The following is a 24103-nucleotide window of genomic DNA, read 5'->3' as shown; positions in this document are numbered from 1 at the left end:
ACATGGGAGAGACTAGTCGTTTTTCAAACTTTCTACCGGGTTGGCGTTGGCTGCCCGCCAGGTTTGGGAAACAATGGTGAGCATGGCAATGGCCAGCAAAACGCCGAAACACGCCAGTATGCTGCCCAGGCCAAAATCTACCCGCAGGGCAAAGTTCTGGAGAAAGAGGCGGCCGGCCAGGTAACCGATGGGCAGCGCAATACAGCCGGAGATAACAACGAGCGACAGGAACCCTCTTGACAGCAGCAGCACCAGGCTTTTTACATCCGCCCCCATCACCTTGCGCACGCCAATTTCCTTTTTGCGCAGCCAGTTGGTGTATATCACCAGCGCCAGCAGCCCCATGGCGGCAATCACAATGGTCATGGCCGCCAGGTACCCAAGGAAAGAAATATCTCCCCAATGCATCTGGTCTTCATACAGCGATTCCTTCAGCCAGCTTGCTTTTACGGGCGCGCCGGGGTACAGCTTTTGCCAGGCGGCGGCCACCTGCCGCATGAATTGCGCGCGGTTGCCCGTGCTCACCTGCAGGTTCACCAGGCCGTAGCCTTCGCCCGTTGAGCGGAACACCAGCGGCGCTATGCGAACGCCCATATTTTCGTAATGAAAGTCTTTCAGCACGCCGCGTATGGGCGCCTGTACAGAATCGTTGAGCCATACCATGCGCCCCACGGCGTCCGGCGCCGACTTGAAGCCCAGCGCCAGGGCGGCCGCTTCGTTCAGCAGCAACTGCGCTGAGTGCTGCTGCGGCAGAAAGTTTTCTCCCGCCGCCAGTTGCAGGCCCAGCATGGGTATGAACGCGGCATCCGCATCATAGTAACTGAACTGCTGGGGTTTATCTGCGCGGCTGGCGGCCAGTGCCATGCGGCTGCCCCTGAACCGGCCAAAGTTGCCGGATGTGGCCGCGGCGGCCTGCACGCCGGAGAGCGCCGTCAGCTCCTGTTTGAGGAGGTTGGGCGGATGGCCCTGCAGGTCTATGGTCAGAATGTTGTCTGCCCTGAAACCAGGGTCTGCCGTGGCCATAAAGGCAAACTGGCGGTACATGGTAAACAGCGTAATGGTGATCAGCAGGGAAAGGGACAACTGGAAAATGATCAACCCCTTGCGCAGGTTCATTCTGCCGAACAGGCGGTAAGAAGGCATGCTTTTCAGCACCTGGGCGGGCTTGAAGGCGGAGAGTATCCAGGCGGGGAGGCTGCCCGCCAGCAGGCCTGTAAAAAGGCTGAAAGCCAGCAACAGGAGCCCCATCTGCCAGAGCGAAACAGGCGGCGGATAACTGTCTGCCTCCTGGTTAAAAAGATTTGCCTGGCGGATGAGCCGCAGCAGCACAACAGCCACGCCCAGGGCCAGCATGGAGGTGAGCACCGCTTCCAGTATGTACTGGCGGAACACCTGTAGGCGCGTGGCGCCGGATACTTTCCGGATGCCCACTTCCCGCGCGCGGGTGAGGGAACGGGCTATGGAAAGATTGGTATAATTGAAACAGGCGGATATCAGCACAATGAGGCCCACGCCAATGGCCGCCATCATTTTTCCCCAGGTGGCGCCGCTGCCGAGGTTGTTATACGTATCGTCCCACGAAGGGGTAATGCTCCCCAGTTCCTGCAGGGGAAAGCTGATGGTGCCCTGCGAGGGGTCTTTATACAGGCCGCGGGCCACCTGCGCCAGGAATGCTTCCAGCACGGCGGGTTTTACCTGCGGCTGCAGCAGCACGTACGTATAGGCGTCCATGTAAGAGCCCCATTGCTGCAATGCCTCTTTCAGCACGTTCGATTTTTCCAGCTGCGCAATGGTGGCGTCTGAAGCATAGGCATCAAAATCTATGTGGGAACGGTGTACGCGGGGGCTGAGCACGCCGGTGACCTGGTAGTTGCCCAGCGCGCCCATAGACAGCACTTTGCCCACAGGGTTGGCGCTGCCGAAAAAACGCTGCGCCATTTCGTGGCTCAGTATCACGCTGTTGGGCTGCTGAAGGGCCGTAGCGGCGTTGCCCCGGGCCAGGGTGAACCCGAACACCCGGAAGAAAGCAGGGGAGGTAAAAGCCCCGTTCACATACAGCTCCTTTTCGTTGACGGCGGCTTTGCCCTTCAACGCCGGGTAAATGCGCGCCACGGCTGCCGCAATATTGTTTTCCGCGGCCACTGCCTGCTCCAGCGGCAGGGGAGAGCTGGCCATCCGGAAACGGTCGCCCTGCGGGTTGCGCAGCTCCGTGAGCATACGGTAGGTGCGCTCCGGATGCGGGTGGAAGTGATCGTAGCTGAGGTCTTTCACCGTGCTGTTGATCACCATCATACACACCGTCATGCTGAGGGCAAGGCCGAATATATTGATGAAGGTGAACAGCTTGTGCTTGACAATGTTACGGTAAGCGATCAAAAGGTAATTACGCAGCATGCGGACAATTTAGGCAAGCATTTTTCAAAGGCAATGCCAGGATCAGGGAACCTGTCATTCAGTGGAAAACAAATTACATATAATTAATTGGTGTTCAAAACCGGTCATTTTTTGTCCGTAACAGAACAATACCCAAAATTCATTAGTTTAGGGGCATGCGAACAATTTTCCTGTTGTTGGTATCCAACATTTTTATGACCTATGCCTGGTACGGGCATTTAAGAAATACCAATGTGCCGCTGTGGAAGGTGATCCTGCTGAGCTGGGGCGTTGCATTTTTTGAATATTGTTTTATGGTGCCTGCCAACCGTTTTGGTTATCTGGACGGGTTCAACGGCTTCCAGCTCAAAATGATACAGGAGGTGATCACCCTCACCATCTTCTGCGTGTTTGCCGTGATGTTCCTCAAGGAGCCGTTGCGGTGGAATTATCTGATCTCATTTTCGCTGCTGCTGGGCGCGGTGTACTTTATGTTCAAAAAATGAGGGCATGGCGGCGCCAAGCCGCTGCGGATGCTGTTTCCCGCGTTGCGGCCGCCCGTCATTCAATGTTCATCCCTACAAATCCATCAGCGGTAACCGTTTGCCGCTTTAAATGCCTATTTTTGACAACTTGACAAAAACCGGTAACTATTTCATGTTGAACACCCGATCTACAGGTTGGCTGATAGCCGCACTATTCCTCTCTTTCAGCCAGCTACAGGCGCAAACTGCCGCGCCGCTGCATGCCGCTGAGATCAAGCTGCAGCTGAAGAAGCTGAACACGCTGGGCAGCGTGCTGTACATAGCTGCTCACCCTGACGATGAAAATACACGCCTGCTGGGCTTTCTGGCTAAAGAAAGCCTTTACCGCACCGGCTACCTCTCTCTGACCCGTGGAGACGGCGGGCAGAACCTCATTGGCAACGAACAGGCGGAACAACTGGGGCTTATCCGCACCCAGGAGCTGCTGGCCGCCCGCCGCATAGACGGGGCGGAACAGTTTTTTACCCGCGCCAATGACTTCGGCTTCTCCAAAAATCCTGAAGAAACGTTTACCATCTGGGACCGTAAAAAAATACTGGGCGATGTGGTGCGGGTGATCCGCACCTTTCAGCCCGATGTGATCATTTGCCGGTTCCCGGCAGACAGCCGCGCCGGCCACGGCCACCACACCGCCTCCGCCATGCTGGCCGCGGAAGCGTTTGACGCGGCGGCAGACCCGCGGCAGTTCCCCGAGCAGCTGGCCACCGTACAACCCTGGCAGGCCAAACGCATACTCTGGAACACCTTCAACTTTGGCGGCAACAACACTACGTCTGAAGACCAGTTCAAAATGGACGTGGGCGCCTACAACGCGCTGCTGGGCAGGGGTTTTGGCGAAATAGCCGCGGAAAGCCGCTCCCAGCATAAAAGCCAGGGCTTCGGCGTACCTTCTTCCCGCGGCACTTCCATGGAATATTTCATCACCATCAAAGGCGGCGCGCCGCAAACCGGGTTGCTGGACGGTATCACCACCACCTGGCAGCGCGTACCCGGCGGCAACGCCATTGGCGCGGCCATCGGCAAAGCGCTGGAGCAATACAACGTGGAAGACCCGTCTGCCTCGGTACCCGCGTTGCTGGCCATCCGCCAGCAGATCACCGCGTTGCCGGAAGGGTACTGGAAAAACCTGAAGCTGCATGAAACAGACCAGCTCATACTGGCCTGCGCCGGCGTGTGGGCGGAAGCATTCAGCGATATGGCGGAAGTAGTGCCCGGGGAAACCATGCGCAGCAAGCTGCAGCTCATTAACCGCAGCAAAGTGCCCGTACGCCTGCAGAAGATCAGCATCAACGGCACAGAGAACACAACGGCCGCGCGGGACCTGCCTTTCAACAACTTCATCAACATACCGCAGGAGGTGCCAGTACCGGAAAACACCGGCATTTCGCAACCATACTGGCTGCAAACCCCGCACCCCACCGGCATGTACAATATTGCGGACCCCGCCTGGACGGGCCGCCCGGAAAACGTGCCGGCGCTGACCGCCACTTTTTACCTGCAGCTGGGCAACCAGGTGATACCCGTTACCCGGCCCTTTATCTACAAGTATACAGACCCGGTAAAAGGCGAGGTGTACCGCCCGCTGGTGATTGCGCCCCCCGCCGTGGCCTCCCTGAACAACCAGGTATTCATCTATACCCAGGCCGCGCCGCAAACAGTGCCGGTAAAGGTGCGCGCCATGAAAGACAATGTGAAGGGCAGCGTAAAACTGTTGCTGCCCGCGGGTTTCAAGGCAGACAAGAGCGCCATTCCCTACACGCTGGCCGGCAAGGGGGATGAAACGGAAGTGAGCTTCCTGGTGCAGCCGGTGAAAATGAACGGGCGCAATATTACAGATACCATGACGGTAGCGGTGGAAGCTAACGGGAAAGTGTACACGAACAGCATGACCACCATCCAGTACGACCATATTCCTGCCATCACCATTTTTCCGCCCGCTTCCGCGCGGCTGGTAACGGTACACCTGCAGTACAACGGCCGCCGGCTGGGGTACATTCCCGGCGCGGGAGACAAAGTGCCCGAAGCGCTGCGGCAGGTAGGCTATACGGTAACCATGCTGGATGAAAAGGAGATCATGAACGGCTCGCTGGAGCAGTACGATGCCATCATTACCGGCGTACGAGCCTACAACACCCAGCCCCGCCTCCGCTACTGGCAGCCCCGCCTGCTGGAGTACGTGAAGAACGGCGGCGTGCTGGTAGTACAATACAATACCAACGGCGGCCTGGTAACGGACCAGCTGGGGCCTTATCCCTTCAGTCTTTCGAGAGACAGGGTAACGGACGAGACGGCGCCCGTAAAGCTCCTGCTGCCGCCAAACAGCCTGTTCAGCTATCCCAACAACATCACCGCCGCGGACTTTGACGGCTGGGTGCAGGAGCGCGGCCTTTATTTCCCCGGCAATACGGACGCCGCTTATAAAAAGCCCTTCGAAATGAACGACCCTCGGGAACGCGCGCTTAACAGCTCAACAATTATTGCGCCTTACGGCAAAGGAAAATACGTATATACAGGCCTCGCTTTCTTCCGGCAGTTGCCGGCAGGCGTACCCGGGGCCTACCGGTTATTTGTAAACCTGATATCAAAACCGGCTGCGGGTGGAGGGCAGTGAGACGCAGAACGCTCGTCTTCTGCCCAACCGGTTCGTAACCGTTAATGCTGAATATGTCTGACAGAAATAAAAGAATCAACATTTCCGCCGGCCTCTGTATCATACTGGGGCTGATCATCGGGTTCATGATCAAGCGCGTGCACATTGGCCTGCTGATTGGGCTGGCGCTGGGCCTGCTGAGCGGGGGACTGTTGTCCAAAAGAAACTGATATGGAAAATTCACCACAGGAAAAACCGCCGCTGTTTTCCCGCTGGGCCGCCTGGTATTGGGTGGTAGGGGGATTTCTGGCAGCGCTGATCGTTTTTTTCTATTTGTTCACTAAACACTATTCATGAGCCTTCAGGACTGGATCGTACTCATTTTCACGTTACTCGCAATTATCCTGTACGGTGTATGGAAAAGCCGCGGACAAAAAGACCTGGACAGTTACTTCCTGGGTAACCGCGCCATGCCCTGGTACATCATCCTGCTGTCTATCATCGGCACGCAGGCCAGCGCCATCACCTTTTTATCCGCCCCCGGGCAGGCCTATGCAGACGGCATGCGGTTCGTGCAGTACTATTTTGGCCTGCCGCTGGCCATGATCGTGATCTGTATTGCCTTTGTGCCCATCTTTCACCGGCTGAAGGTATATACGGCCTACGAATACCTGGAGCAGCGGTTCGACCTGAAAACCAGAACGCTCACGTCGTTCCTCTTCCTGATACAGCGCGGGCTTTCCACGGGTATCAGCATCTATGCGCCGTCTATCATCCTGTCTTCCCTGCTGGGCTGGAACATTTATTACACCAATATTTTCATGGGCGGCCTGCTCATTATCTATACCATGTACGGCGGCACCAAAGCCGTGTCTTACACGCAGTCCCTGCAGCTGGCCATCATATTCTCAGGCATGTTCCTGGCGGGCTGGATGGTGATGCACCTGCTGCCGGCAGACATCGGTTTTTCCGAAGCGCTGCACGTGGCCGGTAAAATGGGCAAGCTGAACGTGATCGTGACGGATTTTAGCTGGACGGACCGGTACAACATCTGGAGCGGGGTCATCGGCGGTTTCTTCCTGGCCTTGTCTTACTTTGGTACGGACCAAAGCCAGGTGGGGCGCTACCTGACCGCCAAAACCCTTACAGAAAGCCGCATGGGCCTGCTCATGAACGGGCTGGTGAAAGTGCCCATGCAGTTCTTCATTATGCTCATTGGTGCGCTGGTATTTGTATTCTACCTGTATTTCAGGGCGCCCATCAACTTTAACCAGGGCCTGCTGAACCAGGTACACAACTCCGCTTACGCGCCGCAGATGCAGGCGCTGGAAAACCGGTTCGATTCCCTGGCGCTGGTGAAGCAGGGCCATGTAAAGGCGCTGGCGGCGGCGCTGCAAACAGAAGATCAGCAGATCATCGGCGCGGCGCAGCGGCAGCTGAAAAATACGGAAGGGGAGGCCGACCTGGTGCGGGACTCCGCCAACGTGCTCATTAAACAGGTGGCGCCCGGCGCGGAAACCAATGATACCAACTACGTGTTCCTCCATTTTGTGGTGAACAACCTGCCCAAGGGGTTGGTGGGCCTGCTCATTGCCATCATTTTCCTGGCCTCCTGGGGCAGCATTGCCGCCGCCCTCAACTCGCTGGCCTCTACCACCATGGTAGACGTTTACAAACGCATGGTGAACCCCGATGCCTCGGAAGCGCAATATCTGCGCATGTCTAAGATATGGACGCTGATATGGGGCGTGTTCAGCATTGCCGTGGCCCAGTTTGCCACCGGCATGGGCAGCCTCATTGAAGCGGTGAACATCCTCGGCTCCCTGTTTTACGGTACCATACTGGGTATTTTTGTGGTGGCGTTCACCATGAAAAAGGTCAAAGGCAGCGCCACCTTCTGGGGGGCCGTGCTGGCGGAAATACTCGTGATCGTCATTTACCTGCTCAATATCGTTTCCTTCCTCTGGCTCAATGTGATCGGGTGTTTGCTGGTAATGGTGCTGGCCTGGATATACCAGCAGGCGGAAAGGCTCAACGGAAAGGTAAAGGCATAATATCAAACAAAACAGGCTGACCGGTCTCAACACCGGCCAGCCTGTTCCTTATACTGCAAATCCGCTTACAGCGTAGCGATCAGTTTCTCGTTCAATGCCACATAATCCGCGTTCTTGGCCTCTTTGGCCAGCGCAATAGACTGCTCGGCGGTGGCTTTGGCGCCGGCCTTGTCACCCGCTTTGGCCTGTATTTTGGCTTTCAGGTGATAGATCCAGAAGGCTTTGGGATTTTCTTTGGTAGCGGCGTCTGCCCAACCCAGCGCGGTTTTCAGATCGCGGTTGGTCTCAAGGTAATACGCGGCCGCCTGGAAGTACGGTTTTTTGTCCGTTTTCATGGCGTCGTCTATCTGGGCCATTACCTTGCCGTCTATATCCGCCGTCACTTCAATGGGCACAAGGGTTTTGTCCCACATCAGCATCATGGTCATGGCGCTGGGGCGCACGTCTTCGAACAGGATCATGAAAGACTGGATGGGGAAGGGCAGCTCCTGTACGTCAGCTTTGAAGCGGGCTACGTCTTCTTCCTGCTTATACCCGTCAATACCCCAGTTTTTCAGGCCTTTGTTGATCACAATGTCCCAGCCGCCCTGGTTGGGGATGGTGTACAATACGTACTCGCCCTGGGGAATGGCGGTGCCGTTCAGCTTCACGTCTTCCCCGAACTTGATGCGGGTAGCCGCATTGGCGCCGGTGCGCCACAGCTTGCCATACGGCACCAGGTCTCCCATAATGGTGCGGTCTTTCATGGCGGGGCGGGAGTAGGTCACCTCTACGGCAGAGAGGGCAAAGTCTTGCTTGATAGTTTGCGTAGGGCTGGGAGCCGGCATCTTGATACCCTGGGCAAAGGCAGGGGCGGCGGCCAGCATGCAAATAGCAGCGGTAGACAATAACGCAGATAGTTTTTTCATCGGTTTAAAATTTTGATGTAAGAAAAGTTGTGGGCAAAAATAAGGAAAGTTGCTACTCGATCAGCCCGTTCCGGAACGCGTACAGCACCAGGCCTACGGTATTCTTCACGTTCAGCTTCTCCAGCAGCTTCTGGCGCAGGCCTTCCACGGTGCGGGGGCTGAGGAAGATCTTTTCGGAAATTTCCTGGGTGGTGCATTCGTTGCAGATCAGCTTCAGCACTTCCAGCTCACGGTCTGTGAGCTGTACCTCGTTCTTGAAAGTGGGCTTGAACTGCTGCTTGTTTTTGTGGAGCACTTTCTTGAGCAGGGCCAGGTTGACGTTCTCGTTGAAATAGAAGCCTTTCTCAAAAGTGGTGCAGATGGCCTCGTAGATCTCTTCCGGTTCACTGTTCTTGAGCAGGTAGGCGTTGGCGCCGTTCTCTACCAGGTGTACAATAAAGTTATCATCTTCGTACATGGTGAGGATGATGACCTTTACCTGGGGGTATTTTTCCTTTACCTTGATGGTGGCCTGTATACCGTCCATACGGGGCATCTTCAGGTCCATCAGTATCACGTCAGGCTGCTGTTCCTGCATGATCTGGAGCAGGTGCTCTCCGTCTTCCGCCTCAAATACCACGTTGATATTGGCATAGGGCGTGAGCGTATTGATCACTCCACTACGGAATATCTTATGGTCGTCAGCAATTGCGACTTTAATAGGCGGCAGCATAGCAGAAACAAATTTAGCTTAAACAACAGGCTGATAGTTCTCCACCCTGATCTCGGCCACTGTACCGGCGGGCGAATTTTTTACAAAGGTGATATTTCCCCCGATAATATTCAAACGGCTTTCAATATTTTTTAGGCCTAAATGGCCGGTTTTTTTGCGGGATTCCCCGTATTGGTCTACCAGCTTGCCGTTGCCGTCGTCTTCCACGCGGATGGTGAGGAGGCCTGGCGTGCTCTGATAGGTGATGAACACATGCTGGGCGTCAGCGTGTTTGAGCACGTTGTTCATCACCTCCTGCACCACCCGGTACACGTTCAGGGCCTTTTCCCGGTCTACCGGGTAGGTGGTGCCGTCTGTTTTAAAGGAGATGGCGATCTGCTTGTTTTTGTTCATCAGGCTGCAGAAAGAGTCCAGCGCATGGCTGAGGCCGAGGTTTTCCAGGGTAGTGGGGTGCAGGCTCTGGGAAATAAAGCGCAGCTGCTGGATGATGGTGTCCGTAAACTCCTTGGTTTCCTTGATCCGTTCCTTTTCCCCGTTGCCGGCCAGCTGCTGCAGGTGGTTCAGGTTCAGCTTGAGTACAGACAGCTGGGCGCCCACCTCGTCATGCAGGTCTTCCGCTATCCGTTTCCGTTCGGTTTCCTGCCCCTGCAGTACGGCCACCAGCCGCTCTTTCTGTATCTGGAGGTCTTTGTCTTTCAGCTTCAGTTTATATTGAACTACCTGCTTTTGCTGCAGTACCACCATCACCACCACAAAAATACCCAGGCTCAGCATAACGATAGTGCCTATTAGTATAAGTTGTAATGTGTTCATGCCCGCGCTCTTTTAATTTTTGAGAGCCCAATATAAAAAAGAATTGCCTGAATTATACCGGCGCTCCAGGTTAGGCCGGCGGTAATCTGGTAAATGGAGCGCATGACCTCGTCCGGCCCGCCCTGCTGGATAAAGTTGAAGGTGAGGGAGAGCAGGAAGGAGCAGCAGAAATTCACGAACAGGCCGGCATTGAACCAGAAAACGGGGAGGGAGTTGATATAGATGGATTGTTCAATGAGGCTTTCGTCCTTCATCAATTGGAGGAAGAATATTACGCCATAAACGATCAGCAAAAAGGTACGGAAGGAAACAAATATGGAATTGAACCGCAGCACGCCTTCAATGAACAGCATATCCGCGGCAAACAATACGCAGGCCGCCACCAGGAAAATCCTGATGATCTTGTGGAGGTGCCTGGTGTTTTTCAGCACATGGAGGTAGAAGAATGTGAGGATAACGAACTGGACCAGCATCATGGCGGAAACAAAGGCCATGTTATTACCGTAGGCGCGGGCGAGGAGGTCTGATCCGATTCCGTAAACTGCGCAGGTGACCAGGTAATAGTAGATGAGGCGTTGTTCCTTGTTGAAGGACCGGTAATTTAAAGAGAAGGGGATCAAAAGTAGAATTTCGATCCCCACCATAGCATAAAAAATATAATGATGAAGCGGCACTTATAAATCTTTATCCGTTATCTGAATTTAGAGGATTGGCCTTCGGACAATCATAAGGGCACCACAAGTCTGTGCTCAGAATATCTTCAGCCGATGCATCTTTAGCAAGGCCTTTCTCAAGCGATGGGAGAATGTCATTGCCGTCTTTATCTGTGGCAACCAGTACAAATTGTTTGTCTCTTTTGCCGTCACCATCAATATCCAGGCCGTAGTAGATCCGCAGGCCGGTAGCGCCTTCCTTGCTCAGCAGGGACTGGATCTTGTTCATACCGAAGAAGCCGGAGAGAATGGGTGATTTGTGTTTTTTGCGCTCCACCTGGTCTACCCGGTAAGCCATGGTCTTTTTTGCACCTGTAACGAGGGAAATGAAATTGCCTACGTCTTTGTTGAACTTTGACATGTTTAGAGTTTTTAGGGAGTTAGTACTAAATATCGCGGTAAAATTATTACAAAATATCACTTTTCAAAGTTGAAAAAGAGGGGGGTGGGAACCCGCAAACTGGTTTGAGAATCAATGCAGGACCGCCAGGGCAGGGCATTCAGTGTTCCCGGAGCCACTGCGGCAGGGGTACAGTTTGCGTGTTTTCCCCCTCAAAATGCGTAGAACTACGCATTTCTGAATTATGGGGTCTTAACGCTTGACTGCCAGTACATTCTTCCCAAACTTTGTAGCATGGAAAGTGAAGAGGACAGGAGGGTTATAGAAACCGTGTTAATTCCAAAAGTTTACACGCACTCGGGCCTTTCTACCATAGTTTGTTGCGTTAGGTATGCAGAGGGTGGCCGGTTACCCCAGAAGCCGGTAAGATGAATAACAGAAACAGTTACCCCCAAAATTGTAAAAGAACCAAAAGTGATCGCTATGAGTTACCTATTAATCGGAAACATCTCTGCGCTGATCTGTGAAGAGAACATCGAACCCCTTGCGAACGCGCGTATCAGGATCTACCTGCCATCCCAGAATTACGGGGTGGAAGAGCTGGCACGCGGAATTTTTAAGGACCTCCGGCGGCTGTCTGAAAGAGACGTGCAAGCCAAAGCAGATCACCTGTTGGCCGAGTCCATGCTGGACGAGCGGGGGAATTTCAGCATTGCCTGGGAAGACCTCCACTTGTTTACCGAACCGCTGGAAATGGACATCTGTCTGAACAGCGTTCCGGGCAAGCATGCCGGCCAACAGGAATGGGTCCAGTTTCATCTCAGTACGTTTGTGCCCCACTGGAAACGGTCTAAAGACAAATACCTGGGCGCATTTGCATATGTGGTGCCGGCAGACAAATGGGCCGGCATCCGCCGCGAGTTTGGCGCCTGGGTAATTGCCGGGTCTGTCAAACATGCGGATACCCTGCACGGCCTCAGCAGCCTGCGGGTGGAAGCCTATAATGCGCTGAACGACAAGTTGCTGGCCGCCTGCCAAACCACGGAGGCGGGCCGCTACCGCCTGTATTTTTCAAGGAAAGACATCAGCGGCAGCCTGCTGCATGTGCTGAAAAACGGGAACGATATTTTCAGCGATGGCCCTGATGTATACTTCAGGGTACTGGATGGCAACCGCCTCATCTGGCAGGAAGACAAAGACACTGCCCTCCAGCCGGAAAGGCAGCAACTGAAGCATTGCACCAAACTCAACCTGTTCATTCAGCCGGCGCCGGTAGAAAAAAAACCGGTCAGGCTGTCAGGGTGGTTGAATGATCTTATTCAAAACAGCCGCTCCAAACCACATTATAAAGACCGGTACGTAGTGTACTAGTCCTCCCAATGTTGGAAAGCCCCAATTTCTACAACAGCTACCCTGCCTCAGCCAAGCCTCCAAAAGGGTAGCTGTTCTTTTCCTTTCTTTTTTCAGAAGCCCGGATGGTACTGCTGCAGCATGTCTCGCAGGTACTCCCTGTTCAGGTGGGTATAAATTTCTGTAGTGGTAATGCTTTCGTGGCCCAGCATTTCCTGCACGGCCACCAGGTCCGCGCCGCCTTCTACCAGGTGTGTGGCAAAAGAATGGCGGAAGGTATGAGGGGAGATGGATTTGGTGATCTGGGCCTTTACGGCCAGTTCCTTGATCAGCAGAAAGATCATGACACGGCTCAGCTGGCTGCCCCGGCGGTTGAGGAACAGGATGTCTTCATGCCCCTTTTTAATGACCATATGGCGCCGGGTAGTATCGTTATACAGCCCGATGTATTTGACGGCGGAAGAGCCGATAGGTACCAGGCGCTCCTTGTCTCCCTTGCCGGTAACGCGGATGAAGCCTTCATCCAGGTAAAGCTGTGAGATCTTCAGCGAGATGGCCTCGCTCACCCGCAGCCCGCAGCTGTACATGGTCTCAATAATGGCCTTGTTGCGGTGGCCCTCCGGTTTGCTCAGGTCTACCTGGGCGATCAGCTGTTCTATTTCCTCAAAGCTCAGAAAGTCAGGCAGCTTGCGCCGGGGTTTGGGCGCTTCCAGCAGTTGGGAGGGGTCTGACGGCAGCAGCTGCTGCGTGAGCAGGAAGCGGAAAAAAGCCTTGATGCCGGAAATAATGCGGGCCTGGGAGGTACCTGTCATGCCCAGGGACGCCACCCATTCCGCGCAGCCCTGCAGGTCTTTCAGCGTTACCTCCTGCGGGGCCAGCGGCCGGTCTGTGGCCGCAAGGTATTGCGTGAGCGTTTTAACATCCCGCACATACGCCTCTATGGTGTTGGGCGAAAGTGATCGTTCTATTTTCAGGTGAATGATGAAACGGTTGATGCTGGATTCCCACATACCGTAAAAGTACAGCAATCGGGCTAAAAAAAAATGAAAATGGAAGCACTCTCCATCCGGGAAATTTCAAGCAGCCCCCTGGTATATCTGCCTGTTAGGTAATTGTCTCCATTCATACGCTTCAGTAAGTGCTTCCATCCCCTGGTTTTGTCATAGGGGGTCCGGTTGTGATATGCTTCTAAAAAAATAAGAGAGGGATAGTAAGCTAAATCTCTCTGTTCATGGTCCTATGAAAATGATGTTATTCGTAACACAAAGATGCGGTAAACCGCGGTGGGAAAGTACTCACAGCGATTGCCTGTTTGCTCACAGCGGCTCAACATGGTTTCACGTCCCGCTGCCTGCGCGTGGGCGTTACCTTCGGGATGCAGTCTTTCGGCAGCTTGCCATAGTACCTGCTGAACGCCCGCGAAAAGTGGCCCAGGTTCTGGTATGAAATTTCATTGGCCACCTGCGCCACCGCGTAGCGGCCGGTGCGCAGCAGCGTCATGGCCTTTTGCATGCGGCATTCCGTGTAATACTGGTACACGTTCTTTTCGTATATCTTTTTGAAAAGCGTGTTGAACTTGGACTTGCTCATGAAGATGTCTGACGCCAGCTTTTCCACGGCCGGCAACGGCCTTGAAAGATCTGCCAGTATCCCGTTCATGAAGCGGATGATCTTTTCCCGGTCTACAATGCTGATCTCTTCCTCATCATCATACTGCCCCAGTATCTTGTTCCACGAAACAGACAGCAGGTGCATCACAATACCTTTGCTGGCCGCCGCCCGCAGCTCCGGCAATACGGAGGAGAGGCTGGCCAGCTGTTTGGCGATGCCGTAGATCTGCATGTCTATGTTCTCGTAAAAGAAAAAATCCGTGCCGGCGTCCGTTACCAGCCGTTGCCCGCCGGGCAGCTGCAGCTCCCCGATGTGGGTGATCATCCATTCATTGGAAATGGCCAGTACAATGTAGTTGAGGCAGGAGCCCTTTCTTCCCTTGAACATCACTTTTACGCCGGCCTCGCATACCAGCAGGGAACGGAGGTTGCTGCCGTTGGTTTCCCGCACAAAGTTCTTCACCACTTCCTGGCTCCGGTAGCTGCCCATGTTGTAGCAGAAGTAACAGGCCTTGTAACGGTGACGGTTCACATATTCCAGCGTCAGTTCACTATTGGGCGAAAAATCAACAAAACACATGAAGAGACCAGGCTCTATTTCGTTCAGTTCAATAAATCCATTGGCAACGGCTTCGGGGAAAACATATTTGTTGCCTTTGGTGCGGTGGGGCGTTCCTGTCATTTGTCTTATCGCTGCAACAACATCATGGAGACCTCCCGACCCGGCATAGGGATCAATTTGCAGGTGTATCGGTTTCATTGGCTAGGCTAATTATAAATATAGTCAAAGATGAATGGAATAGCGGCATGCATAATACTCCTGCAGCACTCTATTTTGCTCTTTGAGCGCTCAATGTAATATTATACTGGCCGCCGGTAACGCTTGTCACACAAACATGTAACATTAATTATATGTGCTAAACAGCCGTTTTTTTATATGAAACCGCAAACGGGTTCCATCCGGATTGAAAAAAATTCATCAAAAGGCGGCATTTTTTAGAAATAGCCAAATAAAAAACCTGATTCTTTTACTACTTTTACGCCCGCTGAGTTTTAGCAATAATGTTATATTGAAGCATATTCAACCACTGTTATGTCGGAATCATCCTTAAAAAAGATCCAGAAGCTGTTGGTGGCTAACCGGGGCGAAATTGCGGTGCGTATCCTGAGGGCCGCATCGGAATTGCGCATCAGAACGGTGGCCATTTTTACGTACGAAGACCGTTATTCCCTTCACCGGTACAAGGCAGACGAAGCCTACCAGGTAGGGAAAGATGACGAGCCGCTGAAACCTTACCTTGATATTGAAGGCATTATACACCTGGCCAAGCTGCAGCAGGTAGACGCCATTCACCCCGGGTACGGTTTTCTCAGCGAGAACGTGCGGTTTGCGCGCCGCTGCCAGGAAGAAGGGATCATTTTTGTAGGCCCCGACGCCGAAGTAATGGCGCAGCTGGGAGACAAGGTGGCCGCCAAAACGCTGGCCCGCAGGGTAGGAGTGCCGCTGATAGAAGACAGCCAGGTGAAGCTGGAAGACATGGCCACCGTACAACGGGAAGCGGAACGCATTGGTTACCCCGTTATACTCAAGGCCGCCTCCGGCGGCGGCGGGCGCGGCATGCGCGTAGTGCGCGCTTCAGACCAGCTGGAGCGGTCTTTTACCGAGGCCCGCAGCGAAGCCGGCAAAGCGTTTGGCGATGATACCATTTTTATCGAGAAGTTCATTGAAGAACCCAAGCACATTGAAGTGCAGTTGATGGGAGACAACCACGGGCATATTGTACACCTGTACGAGCGGGACTGCTCCGTGCAGCGCCGCTTCCAGAAAGTGGTGGAAATAGCGCCGTCTCCCAACCTGCCGGTTGAGACCCGCAACGAGATCTACGGGTACGCGCTGGCGCTGGCCCATGAGGTGAAATATAATAACGTGGGCACCGTAGAGTTCCTGGTAGACCGCCAGAACAAGGTGTACTTCATAGAAGTGAACCCGCGCATACAGGTAGAGCATACGGTCACCGAAGAAGTAACGGGCATAGACATTGTACGCTCGCAGATACTGATCGCAAAAGGCCACCGCCTCTCTGACCCGGAAATATTCCTGAAAAGCCAGGAAGACGTGCGGCTGAACGGCTTTGCCATACAATGCCGCGTTACAACGGAAGACCCGGAAAACAACTTCACGCCAGACTACGGCACCGTTATCGCTTACCGCAACGCCGGCGGCTTCGGCATCCGGCTGGATGAAGGCAGCGCCTACTCCGGCGTTAAAATATCCCCCTTCTTTGACTCCATGCTGGTGAAGGTCACTGCTTCCGGCCGCACCCTTTCCGGCGCGGCGGGCCGCCTGCACCGCACCTTGAAAGAGTTCAGGATACGCGGGGTGAAAACCAACATCCGCTTCCTCGAGAACGTGATCACACACGATACCTTCCGCAAAGGCAATTGTACCGTGGGTTTCATAGACCAGCACCCGGAGCTGTTCAAACTGTCTCCCATCCGGGACCGCGCCACCAAAACGCTCATGTACCTGGCAGACGTAACGGTGAACGGCCACCCCGACGTAAAAGGCAAGCCTGACGGGCGGAAGTTCCGCCTCCCGCATGTACCGTATTTTGACCCGCTGCGGCCCGTGCCCCCGGGCAGCCGCAACCGGCTGCAGGAAATGGGCAGGGACGCATTTGCCCAATGGCTGCGGAACGAAACGCCCGTGTATTTTACAGACACCACCTACCGCGATGCGCACCAGAGCCTGCTGGCCACCCGCGTACGCTCAAAAGATATTATGGCCGTGGCAGAAGGGTATGCCCGCAACAACCCGCAGGTATTTTCCATGGAAGTGTGGGGCGGCGCTACCTTTGACGTGGCCATGCGCTTCCTGCACGAGTGCCCCTGGCGCAGGCTGCAGCAAATACGGGAGGCCATGCCCAACGTGCTGCTGCAAATGCTTTTCCGCGGCTCCAACGCCGTGGGCTATTCCGCATATCCCGAAAACCTCATTGCCCGGTTCATTGAAAAAGCGGCGGAAAACGGCATAGACATTTTCCGCATATTCGATTCGCTCAATGACATTGAGGCCATGAAACCGAGCATCGGTTTTGTACGCAACAACACCAGCTCCCTGGCGCAGGCCGCCATCAGCTACACCGGCGATGTGCTGAAGAAAGACAATGCCAAATACACCCTGCAGTATTACACAGACATGGCCAAACGCCTGGAAGACGCGGGCGCGCACATGCTCTGCATCAAGGACATGGCCGGCCTGCTGAAGCCGCAAGCCGCCACCGTGCTGGTAACCGCCCTCAGGGAAGCGGTGCAGCTGCCCATAGTGCTGCACACGCACGATACGGCCTCCGTACAGTCAGCCACCTACCTCAAGGCCATAGAGGCCGGCGTGAACGTGGTAGACTGCGCCATTGCCTCCCTCAGCGGCCTCACGTCGCAGCCCAGCCTCAACGCCATGGCCGCCATACTGGAAGGCCACGAGCGCAGCCAGCCCATGGACCTGGCTTCCCTGAACGCCTACAGCAACTATTGGGAAGATGTAAGGGAATACTATTACCCCTTTGAATCAGACATGAAAGCCGGCACCGCGCAGGTGTATGAAAATGAGATACCCGGCGGCCAGTACTCCAACCTGCGCCAGCAGGCGGAATCACTCGGGCTGGGAGACAAGCTGGAAACCATCAAGCATAACTACGCGGTGGTGAACCGCCTGTTTGGCGATATTGTGAAAGTAACGCCCAGCTCAAAGGTGGTGGGAGACATGGCCCTGTTCATGACGGCCAACAACCTGACGGCCGAAGATGTGCTGGACGAGACCCGCAACCTGGCTTTCCCCGCTTCCGTTACCGGTTTCTTTAAAGGTGAAATAGGCTTCCCCTACGGCGGCTTCCCCGAAAAACTGCAGCGCATTGTGCTGAAAGGACAGGCGCCGCTCACCGGCAAACCCAATGAGCACCTGCCGCCGGTAGACTTTGACGCGGACTTTGCGGCCTTCCAGCTGAAATACCCGCTGGCGGAGTTCCTGGATTACCTGAGCTACCACATGTTCCCCAAGGTGTTTGACGAATATTACCAGCATGCCCAAGTATACGGTAACGTGGAAGCCATTCCCACCCCCGCGTTCTTTTACGGCCTGCACCTGGGAGAAGAAATACTCATCACCCTCGGCAAAGGCAAAACCATTATTGTAAAGCTGCTCTTCATACTGCCCGCGGACGAGAGCGGCATGCGCACCGTGGTATTTGAGCTGAACGGCTACGCGCGCCGGGTACAGGTGAGAGACCGCGCGGTAAAAAGCGAAGTGCCTGTCAACAAGAAGGTAAGCAACCCGGAGCTGGAAGTGGGCGCGCCGCTGCAGGGCAAGCTGAGCAAGCTGCTGGTGAAATCAGGAGACAGCATAGCTGCCAACACGCCGCTGTTCATTATTGAGGCCATGAAAATGGAAACAACGGTAACGGCTACACGGGATACAAAGGTTAAGGCGGTACACCTGCCCGAAGGTACCATGGTACAGCAGGATGACCTGGTGATAGAGATGGAGTAGCGGGGCCGTAATGATATTTTGCGCCGCATTGCCTGTGGGTGATGCGGCGTTTTTTTGTGCGGGCGATGCAGGTGGTCATTCCTCTGCCGTAACCTTGGCCTGTGGGTGATGCGGTGTTTTTTGCGCGGGCGATGCAGCAGCTGTTGTAGCGGTACAGGGGGGAAGGCGCCGCCCGGGGCGCCGGATGCCTGTTATTTTACCCCCCCCGTGGGATGCCCATGGATACTGGAAACAGGGGGCATAAACGGCCGGAAACACACTGGTAACAGAAGGATCACTATAGGGTACGTGGACTTGATACGGAAATGACGTGGAGATAGTGTGGGGATGAGGTGGTATTGAAGTGGTTTCACATAACAGATATATAATATTTATGATGCATTTCCGCATGGGCGTATTGAAAATAGTATCAGTTTCATGGGTCAGGGCACAAAAAAAGCGGCCCCGGGGGGAGGGCCGCTTCCGGTATGCACAGCAAATATGTTTAGAATTTCTCCAGCCCGCTGAAAAAGAAATTGCCTTCAATAGCGGCGTTTTCATCAGAGTCTGAACCGTGAACAGCGTTGCGGCCAATGGATTCAGCATAGATCTTGCGGATGGTGCCTTCTTCCGCCTGGGCAGGGTTGGTGGCGCCTATCAGCTTGCGGAAATCTTCCACGGCGTTGTCCTTTTCCAGGATGGCGGCTACAATATGGCCGCTGCTCATAAATTCCACCAGCTCGCCATAAAAGGGCCTTTCTTTGTGAACAGCGTAAAACTCACCGGCTTTTTCGGCGGAGAGTTTTGTCAGTTTCATGGCTACAATGCGGAAACCTGCGGCGCAGATCTTGTCCAGTATGCCTCCGATATGCCCGTTCTGCACAGCGTCGGGCTTGATCATGGTAAATGTTCTGTTACTCATATAGTGAATTAGTCGTTTTACGCCTGGTTGTTCTCCTGTTGCCGTTACCGGCGGGAGGCAGGAGCGGCAAAAGTAATGAGTTTTTGTTTAGCAGTAAAAAATTTTGAAATTCTGACCCAAATGAAGAACTTCGCACTTCCTTTGCTTAAACGAAGGCGGGGTACCTTTACAACTGATTGTCACTTATATATTTATATAGTTTTTAGGAATGAAGCCAATTGAGGACATCAAACCATTACTGGACAGCCCCAAAAAAGTGGTGGTAACCATGCATCAGAAACCTGATGCAGACGCTATGGGTTCTTCCCTGGCCATGTACCATTACCTCCGGCGCAAAGGGCACGATGTAACCGTTATTTCCCCTACCAATTTCCCGGATTTTCTGAAATGGATGCCCGGCAGTGAACAGGTACTCGATTTTGAGTCCGGCCAGGAAAAGGCGCTCAAAACACTGGAAGACGTGGAACTGCTGTTTTGCCTGGACTTTAACCATATGGGCCGCACAAAGAACATGCAGCCCCATCTGGAAAAACTGCAGTGCATCAAAATACTGGTAGACCACCACCTGGAGCCGCAGCCCGATTTCGACTACGGCATCAGCGACACCACCGCCGCTTCCACGGCCCAACTGGTGTACGAGATCATCTACCGCCTGGGTGATGAACATTATATTGATAACGACATTGCCCAGTGCATCTACGCCGGCACCATGACGGATACCGGCTCCTTCCGCTTTGCTTCCACCTCGGCCCGCGTACACCGCATGGTGGCGGACCTGCTGGAGAGAGGGCTGGAACATGAGTATATTCACCAGGCCATTTATGATAACTTCCTCGAGAACCGCCTCCGCTTTATCGGCCACAGCCTGCTGAACCGGATGGAGGTGTTTTACGAGGCCAATACGGCCATTATGGCCATCCCTTACAGTGACCTGAAACGTTTTGACCTGCAAACAGGCGATACGGAAGGGCTTGTAAATTTCCTTTTGTCCATTCAAGGCATTAAATTAGCGGCGTTGATCATTGACCGGAATTCAGAAGTAAAACTCTCTTTTCGTTCCAAAGGCAATTTTGACGTAAACACATTTGCACGCAAGTACTTTGATGGCGGCGGGCACTTTAACGCCTCCGGAGGCCGCAGTACGGACTCCCTGGAGAAAACAGTGCAGCGTTTCCTGAAAGCCATGCATGAAAATGAAGATATTTTGCAATAACATTCATCATAACGACACTAATACAGACAAATGAAGTCTTAAGACTTCATAGATACCATAAAGAATAAATTACCTGGTGAAAGTCTTAAGACTCCATCAGACCCGTAAAAAATCAAAATAAACTGATGAGGTCACAAGACCCCATCAGACCCGTAAAAAATCAAACTGAACTGATGAAGTCACAAGACTCCATCAGACCCGTAAAAAATCAAAATAAACTGATGAAAAAGAACAATCTGTTACTTGTTGCATCACTGGGCTTGCTGGTTGCAAGCTGCGGTAAAACCGGTCCGAGAAAAACCCCCAGTGGTATTGAATACACTGTGGAAAAAGCGGGTAAAGGCGAGAAGCTGAAAGAAGGCGATACCATCATGGTATACTTCGCTTCTTACCTGAACGATTCCCTGCTGATAGACACCCGCAAGGAGCAAGGCGTAGCATTGCCCATGGTGATCCAGAAATCAAGGGATAAATTTGACCTGATGGACGGGTTTGCCCAACTGAGCGAGGGAGACAGCGCTATCTTCATCCTGCCGCTGGACTCCATGCAGAACAAACCGCCGATGGCCAAACCGGGCGATAAAATGAAAGTGCATTTCGTGATTGAAAGCAAATATTCCATTGCCAAACAAAACGAAAAAGAAGAAAAAGAGATCAAGGAATATATCGACAAAAACAAGCTGAGCACCACCAAATCCCCCAAAGGCGTTTACATTGCTGTAACCCAGGAAGGTAGCGGCGCCCAGCCTAAGAACGGCGATATCGTTTCCGTGAACTACACCGGCAAACTGCTGGACGGTACCGTGTTCGATTCCAACACAGACTCTACCGTTCGCCCCGGCATGCCGCTGCAGCCCCTGGAGTTCCCCGTTGGCGAAGGCCGCGTAATTCCGGGATGGGACGAAGGCATTGCCCAGCTGAAAAAAGGCACCAAAGCTACGCTGGTAATTCCTTCCGCACTGGCTTACGGCCTGCAGGGCGGTGGCCCCACCATCAAACCGAACAGCATCCTCGTGTTCAACGTGGAACTGCTGGACGTGAAACCCGCGCCCGCCGCGCCTGCTGATCAGGCGGCCCCGGCCAAATAAGCTGCAATAAGTAGATCTATATAATGAAGCCCGGCTATTTGGCCGGGCTTTTTTTTGTTACCAATAAAAAAAGCCGTCCCAATGTACCAGGACGGCTTTCTATTTATCCCTGTTCAACAGGATCAGTGAATCCCCGTATAGTTATGCGGTGTGATCGCTTTCAGTTCTTTCTTCAGCGCCGCGCCGATCTTCAAACCGTCAATGAACTTGTGCATGGTTTTCTGCGTGATCTGCTCGCCGCCGCGGGTCAGCTCTTTCAGGGCCTCGTACGGCTGGGGGTAGTTTTCGCGCCGCAGCACCGTCTGGATGGCTTCCGCCACCACGGCCCAGTTCTGCTCCAGGTCCTGTTCCAGTTTGGCATTATTGAGAATGAGCTTGCCCAGCCCTTTCTCCAGTGACTTGAAGGCCAGCAGGGTATGCGCAAAAGGCACGCCCACGTTGCGGAGCACGGTAGAGTCCGTCAGGTCCCGCTGCAGGCGGGAAATGGGGAGCTTGGCGCTCAGGTGCTCAAACAGCGCATTGGCAATGCCCAGGTTGCCTTCGGCATTTTCGAAATCAATGGGATTGACCTTATGCGGCATGGCGGAAGAGCCCACCTCGTTCTTTTTGATCTTCTGCTTGAAATAGTCCATGGAAATGTACGTCCACACATCACGGGCAAAATCCGTCAGGATGTTGTTCACCCGTTTGAGCGTATCAAACTGGGCGGCCAGGTTGTCGTAATGCTCTATCTGCGTGGTGAACTGCATGCGTTGCAGGCCCAGCGTACCGTTCACGAACTTGTTCCCGAACTTTTCCCAGTTAATGGCGGGGAACGCCACGTTGTGCGCATTGAAGTTGCCGGTAGCCCCGCCGAATTTGGCGGCAAAGGGGATCTGGCCCAGCAGGCGCACCTGGCCTTCCAGCCTTTCCACAAACACCAGCACCTCTTTGCCCAGGCGGGTAGGGGATGCGGGCTGGCCGTGCGTTCTGGCCAGCATGGGCACCGCTTTCCAGTCTTTGGCCAGCATTTTCAGGTGCAGTATGAAATTGCTGACGGCCGGCAGGTATATGTGCTCCACCGCTTCTTTCCACAGCAGGGGGGTGGCGGTGTTATTCACGTCTTGAGACGTGAGGCCGAAGTGTACCCACTCCAGCTTGTCTTCCAGGCCCAGGTTCTTCAGTTCATTTTTCAGGAAATACTCCACGGCCTTCACGTCGTGGTTGGTGATTTTTTCCGTATCCTTTACCAGTTGCGCGTTCTCGATGGTGAACGACTGGTAAATGTTGCGCAGGGCGGGTATCTTTGCTTTGGGCAGGGTGAACAGCTGCTGTTCTGCCAGGGCAATAAAATATTCCACTTCCACCTGTACACGGTAACGTATCAACGCAAATTCCGAAAAATAGGGAGCCAGTTCTTCCAGTTGCCCCCTGTAACGCCCGTCTACCGGGGAAATAGCGGTTAAAGCTTGTAATTGCATCATGTATTGATTATCCAGTCAAAATATTGCCCCCGGCCATCCAAAAAACAGGTATGTTCGGGAATTACGTTATTTTAGCAGGCTCAAAATTACAGAAATTGGAACGGAAAGTAAAAGTAGCGGCTGTCAGTTATTTGAATACGAAGCCTTTGTTGTATGGTTTCAGGGACCACAAGGTGATGCGCTCCATGGAGCTTACGCTGGATTACCCGGCCAAAATAGCCCGCCAGCTGATAGATGGCGAGGTAGACCTGGCCCTGGTGCCGGTGGCCATCATTCCCAAATTAAAAGAATATCATATTGTATCAGACTTCTGCATAGGGGCGGAAAGCCCGGTGGCCTCCGTATGCCTTTTCAGCGACGTGCCCCTGCAAAACATTCACCGCATTTACCTGGACTACCAGAGCCGCACCTCCGTGGCCCTGCTGAAGCTGCTGGTGCGTGACCACTGGAAGCTGAACGTGGAGTTCATTGAGACCGCGGAAGACTACCAGCACCTCATCCGCGGCAACGACGCCGGCCTGGTGATAGGAGACCGCGCGCTGGCGCAGCGGGAAGTATCTCCCCTGGTATTTGACCTGGCCGAGGCCTGGATCCGCTTCACCAGCCTGCCGTTCGTATTTGCGGCCTGGATCAGCAACAAACCGCTGCCGGTAGCGTTCATCCAGCAATTTAACGACGCCAACAGCATAGGCCTCAACAACCTGCCGGCCGTGGTGGCGGAAAACAGCAGCCCCGGCATAGACCTCACGGCCTATTATACCAAAAACATCAGCTACCCCCTTACGCCGTCCAAGCGGCAGGGCATGCAGCGTTTTTTGAGCTACTTGCAATAATTTGCTGATAATCAGCTAATTTTTGCGTAACTTAGGAAACAAACCGTCTTT

The 24103-nt window shown here is 53.8% G+C and carries 20 protein-coding genes; 10 read left to right on the top strand and 10 right to left on the bottom strand.

The window, feature by feature from the left end:
- Positions 1-12: 12 nt before the first annotated feature.
- Positions 13-2394, bottom strand: coding sequence for an ABC transporter permease (locus tag D3A97_RS22490; protein ID WP_119080816.1), 2382 nt, complete (start codon positions 2392-2394; stop codon positions 13-15).
- A 155-nt stretch (positions 2395-2549) separates the two neighbouring features.
- On the opposite strand from D3A97_RS22490, the gene D3A97_RS22485 reads away from it, so the two are divergent.
- The 5 genes from D3A97_RS22485 (at position 2550) to D3A97_RS22475 (ending at position 7562) form a co-directional block, all read left to right on the top strand.
- Entirely contained in the window at positions 2550-2879 is a 330-nt protein-coding gene (locus D3A97_RS22485; RefSeq protein WP_119080815.1) for a DMT family protein, read from the top strand.
- Positions 2880-3030: 151 nt separating this feature from the next.
- Entirely contained in the window at positions 3031-5529 is a 2499-nt protein-coding gene (locus tag D3A97_RS22480; protein WP_119081010.1) for a PIG-L family deacetylase, read from the top strand.
- Positions 5530-5582: 53 nt separating this feature from the next.
- The gene (locus D3A97_RS25055; RefSeq protein ID WP_198674136.1) at positions 5583-5738 is read left to right on the top strand and encodes a hypothetical protein; all 156 of its coding nucleotides are present in this window, start codon (positions 5583-5585) and stop codon (positions 5736-5738) included.
- A 1-nt stretch (position 5739) separates the two neighbouring features.
- Entirely contained in the window at positions 5740-5865 is a 126-nt protein-coding gene (locus tag D3A97_RS25270) for a hypothetical protein (RefSeq protein ID WP_262697066.1), read from the top strand.
- Positions 5862-7562 carry a sodium:solute symporter family protein gene (locus D3A97_RS22475; protein ID WP_119080814.1) on the top strand — a complete coding sequence of 567 codons (1701 nt, stop codon included), beginning with the start codon at positions 5862-5864 and terminating at the stop codon, positions 7560-7562. Before D3A97_RS25270 ends, D3A97_RS22475 begins: the two co-directional genes overlap by 4 nt.
- Before the next feature lie 65 nt (positions 7563-7627).
- On the opposite strand, the gene D3A97_RS22470 is transcribed toward D3A97_RS22475, so the two are convergent.
- The 5 genes from D3A97_RS22470 to D3A97_RS22450 are packed head-to-tail and all read right to left on the bottom strand — an operon-like array spanning position 7628 to position 11069.
- A complete protein-coding gene (locus D3A97_RS22470) occupies positions 7628-8470 on the bottom strand; it encodes a DUF2911 domain-containing protein (protein ID WP_119080813.1) in 843 nt (280 codons plus the stop codon).
- A gap of 52 nt (positions 8471-8522) precedes the next feature.
- The gene (locus D3A97_RS22465) at positions 8523-9182 is read right to left on the bottom strand and encodes a response regulator transcription factor (RefSeq protein WP_119080812.1); all 660 of its coding nucleotides are present in this window, start codon (positions 9180-9182) and stop codon (positions 8523-8525) included.
- An 18-nt stretch (positions 9183-9200) separates the two neighbouring features.
- Entirely contained in the window at positions 9201-9995 is a 795-nt protein-coding gene (locus tag D3A97_RS22460; protein WP_119080811.1) for a sensor histidine kinase, read from the bottom strand.
- Positions 9992-10639: a hypothetical protein gene (locus D3A97_RS22455; RefSeq protein WP_157986701.1), complete on the bottom strand. Its 648-nt coding sequence runs from the start codon at positions 10637-10639 to the stop codon at positions 9992-9994. The genes D3A97_RS22460 and D3A97_RS22455 overlap by 4 nt, the downstream gene beginning before the upstream one ends.
- A gap of 40 nt (positions 10640-10679) precedes the next feature.
- Complete coding sequence (locus D3A97_RS22450) at positions 10680-11069, bottom strand: hypothetical protein (protein ID WP_119080809.1); 390 nt, start codon at positions 11067-11069, stop codon at positions 10680-10682.
- Between the two features lie 462 nt (positions 11070-11531).
- On the opposite strand from D3A97_RS22450, the gene D3A97_RS22445 reads away from it, so the two are divergent.
- A complete protein-coding gene (locus D3A97_RS22445) occupies positions 11532-12419 on the top strand; it encodes a hypothetical protein (protein ID WP_119080808.1) in 888 nt (295 codons plus the stop codon).
- 92 nt (positions 12420-12511) lie between these two features.
- Here the strand turns inward: D3A97_RS22445 and xerD are convergent, their stop codons facing one another.
- Positions 12512-13408: a site-specific tyrosine recombinase XerD gene (gene xerD / locus D3A97_RS22440; RefSeq protein WP_119081009.1), complete on the bottom strand. Its 897-nt coding sequence runs from the start codon at positions 13406-13408 to the stop codon at positions 12512-12514.
- Between the two features lie 316 nt (positions 13409-13724).
- Positions 13725-14768 carry a helix-turn-helix transcriptional regulator gene (locus D3A97_RS22435; RefSeq protein WP_119080807.1) on the bottom strand — a complete coding sequence of 348 codons (1044 nt, stop codon included), beginning with the start codon at positions 14766-14768 and terminating at the stop codon, positions 13725-13727.
- Between the two features lie 333 nt (positions 14769-15101).
- Between D3A97_RS22435 and D3A97_RS22430 the strand changes: the two genes are divergently transcribed.
- Positions 15102-18554, top strand: a complete 3453-nt coding sequence (locus D3A97_RS22430) for a pyruvate carboxylase (RefSeq protein WP_119080806.1) — start codon at positions 15102-15104, stop codon at positions 18552-18554.
- 484 nt (positions 18555-19038) lie between these two features.
- Here the strand turns inward: D3A97_RS22430 and D3A97_RS22425 are convergent, their stop codons facing one another.
- Entirely contained in the window at positions 19039-19455 is a 417-nt protein-coding gene (locus tag D3A97_RS22425; protein WP_119080805.1) for a nucleoside-diphosphate kinase, read from the bottom strand.
- 208 nt (positions 19456-19663) lie between these two features.
- On the opposite strand from D3A97_RS22425, the gene D3A97_RS22420 reads away from it, so the two are divergent.
- On the top strand, positions 19664-20668 hold the full coding sequence (locus D3A97_RS22420) for a DHH family phosphoesterase (protein WP_119080804.1): 1005 nt from the start codon (positions 19664-19666) through the stop codon (positions 20666-20668).
- A 221-nt stretch (positions 20669-20889) separates the two neighbouring features.
- Entirely contained in the window at positions 20890-21756 is an 867-nt protein-coding gene (locus D3A97_RS22415; protein WP_157986700.1) for an FKBP-type peptidyl-prolyl cis-trans isomerase, read from the top strand.
- Between the two features lie 122 nt (positions 21757-21878).
- Here D3A97_RS22415 and purB read toward each other — a convergent pair whose 3' ends face one another.
- Positions 21879-23219 (bottom strand): adenylosuccinate lyase, encoded by a 1341-nt coding sequence (gene purB / locus D3A97_RS22410; protein ID WP_232826050.1) that lies wholly within the window; start codon positions 23217-23219, stop codon positions 21879-21881.
- 95 nt (positions 23220-23314) lie between these two features.
- Between purB and D3A97_RS22405 the strand changes: the two genes are divergently transcribed.
- Positions 23315-24052, top strand: a complete 738-nt coding sequence (locus tag D3A97_RS22405; RefSeq protein ID WP_119080802.1) for a menaquinone biosynthetic enzyme MqnA/MqnD family protein — start codon at positions 23315-23317, stop codon at positions 24050-24052.
- Positions 24053-24103 lie beyond the last annotated feature (51 nt).

The organism is Chitinophaga alhagiae (genome assembly GCF_003568665.1).
GTDB classification, from domain to species: domain Bacteria; phylum Bacteroidota; class Bacteroidia; order Chitinophagales; family Chitinophagaceae; genus Chitinophaga; species Chitinophaga alhagiae.
This window is presented reverse-complemented; position numbering and strand designations above follow the sequence as displayed.

Coding starts and splice junctions, on each gene's coding strand:
- D3A97_RS22490 (WP_119080816.1), bottom strand. CDS start 2,394: ATGCTGCGTAATTACCTTTTGATCGCTTACCGTAACATTGTCAAGCAC.
- D3A97_RS22480 (WP_119081010.1), top strand. CDS start 3,031: ATGTTGAACACCCGATCTACAGGTTGGCTGATAGCCGCACTATTCCTC.
- D3A97_RS22420 (WP_119080804.1), top strand. CDS start 19,664: ATGAAGCCAATTGAGGACATCAAACCATTACTGGACAGCCCCAAAAAA.
- D3A97_RS22455 (WP_157986701.1), bottom strand. CDS start 10,639: ATGGTGGGGATCGAAATTCTACTTTTGATCCCCTTCTCTTTAAATTAC.
- D3A97_RS22465 (WP_119080812.1), bottom strand. CDS start 9,182: ATGCTGCCGCCTATTAAAGTCGCAATTGCTGACGACCATAAGATATTC.
- purB (WP_232826050.1), bottom strand. CDS start 23,219: ATGATGCAATTACAAGCTTTAACCGCTATTTCCCCGGTAGACGGGCGT.
- D3A97_RS22470 (WP_119080813.1), bottom strand. CDS start 8,470: ATGAAAAAACTATCTGCGTTATTGTCTACCGCTGCTATTTGCATGCTG.
- xerD (WP_119081009.1), bottom strand. CDS start 13,408: ATGTGGGAATCCAGCATCAACCGTTTCATCATTCACCTGAAAATAGAA.
- D3A97_RS22450 (WP_119080809.1), bottom strand. CDS start 11,069: ATGTCAAAGTTCAACAAAGACGTAGGCAATTTCATTTCCCTCGTTACA.
- D3A97_RS22475 (WP_119080814.1), top strand. CDS start 5,862: ATGAGCCTTCAGGACTGGATCGTACTCATTTTCACGTTACTCGCAATT.
- D3A97_RS22415 (WP_157986700.1), top strand. CDS start 20,890: ATGAAAAAGAACAATCTGTTACTTGTTGCATCACTGGGCTTGCTGGTT.
- D3A97_RS25055 (WP_198674136.1), top strand. CDS start 5,583: ATGTCTGACAGAAATAAAAGAATCAACATTTCCGCCGGCCTCTGTATC.
- D3A97_RS22460 (WP_119080811.1), bottom strand. CDS start 9,995: ATGAACACATTACAACTTATACTAATAGGCACTATCGTTATGCTGAGC.
- D3A97_RS22445 (WP_119080808.1), top strand. CDS start 11,532: ATGAGTTACCTATTAATCGGAAACATCTCTGCGCTGATCTGTGAAGAG.
- D3A97_RS22425 (WP_119080805.1), bottom strand. CDS start 19,455: ATGAGTAACAGAACATTTACCATGATCAAGCCCGACGCTGTGCAGAAC.
- D3A97_RS22430 (WP_119080806.1), top strand. CDS start 15,102: ATGTCGGAATCATCCTTAAAAAAGATCCAGAAGCTGTTGGTGGCTAAC.
- D3A97_RS25270 (WP_262697066.1), top strand. CDS start 5,740: ATGGAAAATTCACCACAGGAAAAACCGCCGCTGTTTTCCCGCTGGGCC.
- D3A97_RS22485 (WP_119080815.1), top strand. CDS start 2,550: ATGCGAACAATTTTCCTGTTGTTGGTATCCAACATTTTTATGACCTAT.
- D3A97_RS22435 (WP_119080807.1), bottom strand. CDS start 14,768: ATGAAACCGATACACCTGCAAATTGATCCCTATGCCGGGTCGGGAGGT.